This window comes from Streptacidiphilus neutrinimicus (assembly GCF_000787815.1).
GTDB lineage: Bacteria > Actinomycetota > Actinomycetes > Streptomycetales > Streptomycetaceae > Streptacidiphilus > Streptacidiphilus neutrinimicus.
The window spans coordinates 66,981-73,488 of sequence record NZ_BBPO01000005.1 but is presented as its reverse complement, the minus strand read 5'-3'; the positions used below and the strand labels follow the sequence as shown (position 1 = coordinate 73,488).

Annotated in this window: 5 protein-coding genes; 4 read left to right on the top strand and 1 reads right to left on the bottom strand. The window is 73.1% G+C overall.

All coding sequences use genetic code 11. The annotated features are described in order from the left end of the window. Window positions 1-120 precede the first annotated feature (120 nt). Window positions 121-705 carry a helix-turn-helix domain-containing protein gene (locus TR48_RS05660; RefSeq protein ID WP_042364775.1) on the bottom strand — a complete coding sequence of 195 codons (585 nt, stop codon included), beginning with the start codon at window positions 703-705 and terminating at the stop codon, window positions 121-123. A gap of 76 nt (window positions 706-781) precedes the next feature. Between TR48_RS05660 and TR48_RS05655 the strand changes: the two genes are divergently transcribed. The 4 genes from TR48_RS05655 (at window position 782) to TR48_RS05640 (ending at window position 6,504) form a co-directional block, all read left to right on the top strand. Further along, window positions 782-2,371 (top strand): methyltransferase domain-containing protein, encoded by a 1,590-nt coding sequence (locus TR48_RS05655; protein ID WP_042364774.1) that lies wholly within the window; start codon window positions 782-784, stop codon window positions 2,369-2,371. 92 nt (window positions 2,372-2,463) lie between these two features. After that, window positions 2,464-3,510 (top strand): S66 family peptidase, encoded by a 1,047-nt coding sequence (locus TR48_RS05650; protein ID WP_042364773.1) that lies wholly within the window; start codon window positions 2,464-2,466, stop codon window positions 3,508-3,510. Between the two features lie 206 nt (window positions 3,511-3,716). Further along, on the top strand, window positions 3,717-4,451 hold the full coding sequence (locus TR48_RS05645; RefSeq protein ID WP_042364772.1) for a dienelactone hydrolase family protein: 735 nt from the start codon (window positions 3,717-3,719) through the stop codon (window positions 4,449-4,451). A 349-nt stretch (window positions 4,452-4,800) separates the two neighbouring features. Beyond that, the gene (locus TR48_RS05640; protein WP_236652020.1) at window positions 4,801-6,504 is read left to right on the top strand and encodes a discoidin domain-containing protein; all 1,704 of its coding nucleotides are present in this window, start codon (window positions 4,801-4,803) and stop codon (window positions 6,502-6,504) included. The last annotated feature ends 4 nt before the right edge of the window (window positions 6,505-6,508 follow it).

Sequence of the window (6,508 nt, the reverse complement as noted above, 5' to 3'; positions counted from 1 at the left end):
GCCGGACACCGGGCCCGGGCTCCCGCCCCTCCGCCCGCCCTCCCGCGCGGAACCCGCCAGGCGGCGCCGCCGGGCTGAACGGCCGTGCCAGGGTCCGCTCCGAGCCCCGCAGGGCCGCGGCTACTCCGCGGCCCTGCGGGGTTGGGCGCGGACGTGGATGCGTTCGCCCTGGGGGCCGAAGAGGCTGAGCACCTCGACGGGCGCGGTGCCCGTGCTGCCGAACCAATGCGGGAGGCGGGTGTCGAACTCCGCGGCCTCGCCCGCCTTCATCACCAGGTCGTGGTCCGCGAGGACCAGCCGCAGTTCGCCCGCGAGGACGTAGAGCCACTCGTAGCCCTCGTGGGTGCGAAGGTCCGGCTCGCAGCGCTCCGGCGGGACGATCATCTTGAAGGCCTGGACGCCGCCAGGGTTGTGGGTCAGCGCCATGATCGTCGCGCCGTGCCGCTGCACCGGCTTCAGCCGGACCCGCGGGTCGCCGACCTCGGGCGCGCCCACCAACTCGTCCAACGGCACCTGGTGCGCGCGGGCCAGCGGCAGCAGGAGCTCCAGCGTCGGCTTCCGCTCGCCGGACTCCAGCCGGGACAGCGTGCTCACGGAGATGCCGGTGGTGTCCGCGAGCCGCGCGAGCGTCGTGCCGCGCTTACGGCGCAGCTCGCGCAACCGCGGGCCGACCAGCGCCAGCACCTCGGCGTCGTCGTTTGCCATATCGGCAAGTTTACTTTGCCGATCGGCCCGGCCCGGCGCACGGTGGCACCGGAACCGACGGCGAGAGGAGATCCCGGTGGACGAGGCGTACGACGTGGTCGTGGTGGGGGGCGGGGCGGCCGGACTGAGCGGGGCGGTGACGCTCGCGCGGGCGCGACGCTCGGTGTTGGTGGTCGACGCCGGGCAGCCGCGCAACGCGCCCTCCGGGCACGTCCACGGCTACCTGGGCCGCGAGGGCACGCCGCCCGGCGAGCTGATCGCGGCAGGCCGCACCGAACTGGACGGCTACGGCGGCCGGCTCGCCGTCGGGACGGTCACCTCCGCGGCCAAGGACGGCGAGGGGTTCGTCGTCACGGTCGAGTCGCCGGACGGCGCTGCGCGCGAGGTGCGGGCGCGGCGCCTGCTGGTGACGACGGGCCTGGCCGACGAACTGCCCGAGGTGCCGGGCCTGGCCGAGCGCTTCGGCAGGGACGCGCTGCACTGCCCGTACTGCCATGGCTGGGAGGTCCGCGGCGGTCGCGTCGGCGTCCTCGCCACCAGCCCGCTCGCCTGGCACCACGCGGAGCTGTGGCGTCAGTGGAGCGAGCACGTGATCGTGCTGCGGCACGGGGTCGAGGCCCCGGACGCCGCGCAGGCCGAGCGACTGGCCGCGCGCGGCATCCACGTGGCGGACGGTCCCGTCACGGCGGTCGAGGCGGCAGAGGACAGGCTGACCGGAGTCCGGCTGGCCTCGGGCGAGTTGGTCCCGCTCGACGCCCTCGTCGTGGCGCCGCGCATGACGGCGCGGGCGGAGCTGCTGGAGTCGCTCGGCCTGCGGCCGGAGCCCGTCGAGTTCGGCGGCGAGGTCGTCGGCAGCCGCGTCGCGGCCGATCCGACCGGGGCCACCGAGGTGCCCGGCCTCTGGGTGGCGGGCAACGTCGCCGACGTCAGCGCCCAGGTCGTGGTCTCGGCGGCGGCGGGCCTGCGGGCCGGCGCGATGATCAACGCCGACCTCGTCGCCGCGGACACCCGCGACGCCGTCGAGGCCTACCGCGAGCTGCAGCGCACCCACTTCGAGCAGGACGCCTGGGAGGAGCGCTACCGCTCGCGTCCCACGCTGTGGAGCGGCCACCCCAACCCCCAACTCGTCACCGAGGCCGCCTCCCTGGCTCCGGGCCGCGCGCTCGACGTCGGCAGCGGCGAGGGAGCGGACGCGATCTGGCTCGCCGCACGCGGCTGGCGGGTCACCGGAACGGACATCTCCACCGTCGCTTTGGACCGGGCCGCCGAGCACGCGCGGGCCGCCGGGGCGGAGATCGCGGAGCGGATCACCTGGTCCCACGCCGACCTGCGCGAGGCCCCGCCGACAGCCGGTGCGTACGACCTGGTCACGGCGCAGTTCATGCACCTCCCGACGGGACCGCGCCGCGCCCTCTTCGCCGCCCTCGCCGACGCGGTGGCCCCCGGCGGCACCCTGCTGATCGTCGGCCACCACCCCAAGGACAAGCGGGACGGCGGCGGCCCCGGGGTGTACCTCGACATGATGTACACCCCGGAGCAGGCAGCAGCCGACCTGGACCCGGCCCACTGGGAGATCCGCGCGGAGACCCGCGCCCGCCGGGCGCGGAACCCGGAGGGCGAGGAGATCACCCTGCACGACGCGGTGCTGGTGGCCCGGCGGCGGTGACCTCGCGCGCGGCCTGACGGCGGTGACCTCGCGTCGCGGGGGCCCGGAAACCCGGTGGGACGGGCTGCGGCGGTTCTCGTAGCATCCTGCGCATGCGATCCGATCTGCGCCGACTGCCCAAGCTCGCCCCCGGCGACGCCGTCGCCGTCGTGTCGCCCTCCGCCGGGCTGCCGGGGCTGTTCCCCGCCCCGTACGAGCTCGGCCTGCGGCGGCTGGCGGAGGAGTTCGGGCTGGTGCCGGTCGAGTACCCGACGACACGGACCATGGGCGCGACGCCGCAGGAGCGCGCGGCGGACCTGCACGCGGCGTTCGCCGATCCCCGGATCAAGGCCGTCTTCGCCAGCATCGGCGGGGACGACCAGATCCGGGTGCTGCCGTACCTGGACCGCGAGCTGCTGCGGGCCAACCCCAAGCCGTTCTTCGGCTACAGCGACAACACCAACCTGCTCGTGCTGCTGTGGAACCTCGGCGTCCCCGGCTACCACGGCGGTGCGGTGATGACGCAGTGGGGCCGGCCGTGCGCGATGCACCCGCAGACCGCGGACACGCTGCGGGCCGCGCTCTTCGAGTCCGGTCCGCACGTGCTGACCGAGCCGCGGCGGGTCGACTCCGTGACCGGGGACTGGGCCGATCCCGGCACGTTCGCGCGCGAGCCGGAGAGCGAGCCCGCCGAGCCGTGGCTCTGGCACCGCGCCGACCGGCGCGTCGAGGGCCCGACCTGGGGCGGCAACCTGGAGATCCTCTCCTGGCTGCTGATGGCGGACCGGGAGATCCTGCCGCCGGACGCCTACGACGGCTGCGTGCTGCTGCTGGAGACCTCCGAGGAGATGCCGAGCGCGGCCGAGGTCTACCGCGTCCTGCGCAGCATGGGCGAGCGCGGACTGCTGCGCCGCTTTCCCGCGCTGCTGATGGCCCGGGCGAAGGCGTGGAACTTCGATCAGAGGCTCGGCTCCGCCCAGCGCGCGGCCTACCGCAAGGACCAGCGGGAGGCGGTACTGCGCGCGCTCACGGAGTACGCCCCCGACACCATGGCCGTCCTCGACGTCGACTTCGGGCACACCGACCCCCAACTGGTGCTCCCCTACGGCGGCCTGCTGACGGTCGACGGCCCGGCCCGGGAGTTGACCGCGCACTACTGAGCGGCGCCGGCACGTGGCAACGGCCCGGCCCGCGGAAACCCGTTTGCGGACCGCAGTGGCCGCTGCTACGTTTCCGGAGGCCGTGCGAGAGAACGAGGAGGTGGTACCCGTGAACGCAGTTTCGACATGGGTGCTCCCCTCCGGGGTCACGGTCGGGCGATAGGTCGTCCGGGAGCGCCGTCAGAGCACTCCCGAAGGACACGACCATGCAGTTCACTTCCGAGCGACGCCACGACGACGGCGTCGTCGAGCGCGAGTTCACCCTCGGCGCGGATCCCGAGAGCCGGATTCCCGGCACCCTGTGGACGCCCGCGTCCACGCCGGCCCCGCTGATCCTGATGGCCCACAACAACGCCCTGCCCAAGAACGAACCCCGGCTGGTGGCCCGGGCCCGGCACACCGCGGCGCACGGCTACGCGGTGGCCGCCATCGACGCGGTCGGGTGCGGCGACCGGCCCCGTTCCGCCGCCGACGAGCAGGCCCGCGCCGACTTCCGCCGGGCGATGCAGGCCGGCGAGCGAAGCGACGAGGTCTTCGAGACCTACATCGGCCCGCTGGTCCAGAACGCCGTGCCGGACTGGCGGACCACCCTGGACGCCCTCCTCTCCCTGCCCGAGATCAACGGTCGGGTCGGCTATTCGGGGTGGACCGCCGTCGGCATCCGGCTCGCCGCGGTCGAGCCGCGCATCGCGGCCGCCGGTCTCTTCGCCGGAGGCTACGTACCCCTCGCTCAGCGCGAGGAGGCCCGGCAGATCACCATCCCGCTGCTGTTCCTGCTCCAGTGGGACGACGAGGGGAACCCGCGGCAGCGCGCCCTGGACCTCTTCGACGCCTTCGGCAGCAAGGAGAAGACGCTGCACGCCAACCTGGGCGGGCACGTCGGCACCCCGGCCTTCGAGCTGGAGGACGGCAGCCGCTTCTACGACCGGCACCTGAGGTGAGTCCGGACTGCCGCGCCTGACCGGGCCGGGGCCGCACGCGCGTCCGTCGCGCGTGCGGCCCCGGTCGCTCCCGCGCCCGAACACGTCGGCTCCGCTCCTCCGGGGCGAACGGGCTGACGGACCGACAACTCGCGGGCCGCACAACCTTGGAGAGAACGCTCTCGGGCCTTGACATGCCCTGCGCGGCTGCCCACACTGCTCGTGCGAGAGAGCGCTCTCTCAGGCGCTCCCCTCACTCTCGCTGCGCGTCCCACCCACCTTCACTCACGCGCGCCTGAGGAGTCGCCGCATGCCAGGATCGCCCTCGCCAACCCTCCCCCGCAGGAGAGCGCTTCGCGCGCTTCTCGCCGTGTCCGCCCTGCTCGCCGGTCTGCTGCTGGCGCTCACCCAGGCGCCGTCCGCCCACGCCGCGGGAACCCTGCTGTCGCAGGGCAGGACCGCCACCGCTTCGTCCGTCGAGAGCGCCGCCTACCCCGCCTCCGCCGCCGTGGACGGGAACACCGGCACCCGCTGGTCCAGCCAGTTCAGCGACCCGCAGTGGCTCCAGGTCGACCTCGGCGCGCGTGCGAACATCAGCCAGGTCGTCCTTCAGTGGGAGACCGCGTACGCCACCGCGTACCAGATCCAGGTCTCCGACGACGCCGCCAACTGGACCACGGTCTACGCCACCACCACCGGAGCGGGCGGCACCGAGACCCTGAACGTCACCGGCGCCGGCCGCTACGTCCGGATGTACGGCACGGCCCGCGCCACCCCGTACGGCTACTCCCTGTGGGAGTTCCAGGTCTACGGGACGCCCGCTGCCACCGGCGGCTGCGGCACCACGAACGCCGCGCTGAACCGGCCCGCCACCGCCTCGTCCACCGAGAACGCCGGGACCCCGGCTTCCTCCGCCGTGGACGGGAACACCGGCACCCGCTGGTCCAGCCAGTTCAGCGACCCGCAGTGGCTCCAGGTCGACCTCGGCAGCAGCCAGAGCATCTGCCAGGTGACGCTCCAGTGGGAGACCGCCGCCGGAAAGGCCTACCAGATCCAGGTCTCCGACGACGCGACCAACTGGACCACGGTCTACGCCACCACCACCGGAGCGGGCGGCACCGAGACCCTGAACGTCACCGGCACCGGCCGCTACATCCGGATGTACGGCACCGCCCGAACCACCCAGTACGGCTACTCCCTGTGGGAGTTCCAGGTGTTCACCACCGGCTCCAGCGGCTCCGGTGGCGGGACCGGCGACCCGTTCTGGGGTGACACCAGCAGCATCCCGCCCGCGCAGAACGTGCTGATGGTCAAGGTGCTGAACCGCACCAACGGCGCGTACCCCGACAGCCAGGTGTACTGGAGCTTCGACGGGCAGACGCACTCCATCGCCGAGCAGCCGTACCTCGACATGCCCGCCAACTCCTCGGGGCGGATGTACTTCTACCTCGGCTCACCGACCGGCAAGTACTTCGACTTCATCGAGTTCACCGTCGGCGCGGGCGTGTTCAACGGCAACACCACCCGCGTCGACGCCTGGGGTCTGCCGATCGCGATGCGGCTGCACGCCGCCGACGGGTACGACGTCCAGGTCGGCGACACCCAGCAGGTCTTCGACGAGAGCCGCGCGCAGGTGTTCACGGACTTCCAGAACGCCGTGCCGCAGGAGTTCAAGGTGCTGGCGCAGACCCAGGCTCCCTACCGGATCATCGCGCCCGGCAGCGACCCGAGCTTCCAGACGGGCGGGGTGAACGCGAACTACTTCACCGCGTACGCGAACTCGGTCGGCGTGAACGAGAGCACCTCGAACATCTTCGGCTGCGCCGGGACGCTCGCCAGCGACGCCGCCGAGTGCGCGGCGCTCAACCGCCATGTGGCGACGCTGCCGCAGGCCCAGTGGTCCGACCCGAGCCAGTACTACCAGGCGGCGCCCGCCAACTACTACGCGAAGTTCTGGCACGACCACGCGATCAACGGGCTGGCCTACGGCTTCCCCTACGACGACTACGCGGGCCAGTCCTCGTACATCTCGCACGCGAACCCGCAATGGCTCGAAGTGGCCGTCGGCTACTGAGCGA

What these genes read in the sequence shown, in the direction of transcription:
- TR48_RS05660 (WP_042364775.1), bottom strand. Translation starts at nt 705, where the DNA reads ATGGCAAACGACGACGCCGAGGTGCTGGCGCTGGTCGGCCCGCGGTTG.
- TR48_RS05650 (WP_042364773.1), top strand. Translation starts at nt 2,464, where the DNA reads ATGCGATCCGATCTGCGCCGACTGCCCAAGCTCGCCCCCGGCGACGCC.
- TR48_RS05645 (WP_042364772.1), top strand. Translation starts at nt 3,717, where the DNA reads ATGCAGTTCACTTCCGAGCGACGCCACGACGACGGCGTCGTCGAGCGC.